Here is a 1,055-nt window from a genome sequence, read left to right on the forward strand (position 1 = left end):
ATATATGCTGTAAATACAAGGTGCCAGTGTCTAATGATACCATTAAACTTACGCATTTGATATTGGCCTAATCCTATATGTTGTTTAGAATCTCTATAGAAGGTTTCTGTTAAAACTCGCTTAAAGTAAGTCTCAAGATTCCTTTTACCAGACCAATTTAACTCACTACCAATGATAAAATCGGGTGGTTGATTAATTATGTCTTCTTCAGTTTGTTTGGCTGATATTTCTTTGTTTAGAACCAGACTTACTGAACCAATTTTAGGAATATCTACTGTGATGGGACAAATATAATACTCCTTATCACCTATCTTGGTTGGAGAAGAATATTGATTATGAGGTACTGTCTTTGCCAGATCAGACACCGTATATTTCTTCCCATTATAGTAAATTTTCCGATTGGACTTTATGGAAAAACTAAATTTGAATCCTTTAGCTTTAATTGCCTTGATTACACTATAACAACAATACCAACTGTCTCCTATAACTACTACTTCTACTCCCTTAGGTGGAGTAAAACTCTTTATTAGTCTGATAGCTAACTCAATTTTGGTATGAAATGTTAAATTCTCCTCTTTACAAGTCTCTTCCTTGATATAAGGGAAGAATTCAAAGGGAAATACAAGATCGTCTATTATACATATAGCGGTAACTAAGTTATGTCCTAATACTCTCTTCCTGGAGGTAGTTGAATGATGATAACCAACTTTCTCAATATGTTTGCCTGTTTTATCAATAACAGTGTCATCTATAACAAGATATATCCTTTTTGCCCTAAATTTTGATATGGCGATATTTACCAGTTTTCTTCTGTTTCTACGCAAAGCTCTGGTTAACCAAGGAGATTCTCTAACAAAACGGTTAAGAGAACTTTGATCTTTATTACGACCAAGTTGTTTATTAATGTCTTGAATATTTCGAGATTCTAAACAGAGAATCAATCCTATTACATAAAAACAGAAATTCTGGAATTGAGGTTTACTAAAGTAAGGCTTAAAAATCTCTAAACACTTTAACAAAATATCTGGAATAGTAACTATCATCATATCTATTTC

General features: G+C 32.2%; 1 protein-coding gene. It reads right to left on the reverse strand.

Annotated elements, in window-relative coordinates:
- A partial coding sequence (locus AB1422_19615; protein MEW6621510.1) for an IS701 family transposase occupies nucleotides 1-941 on the reverse strand: 941 nt, incomplete at its 3' end.
- Nucleotides 942-1,055: the final 114 nt, after the last annotated feature.

Source organism: bacterium, assembly GCA_040757115.1.
Taxonomy (GTDB): Bacteria; UBA9089; CG2-30-40-21; order CG2-30-40-21; family SBAY01; genus JBFLXS01.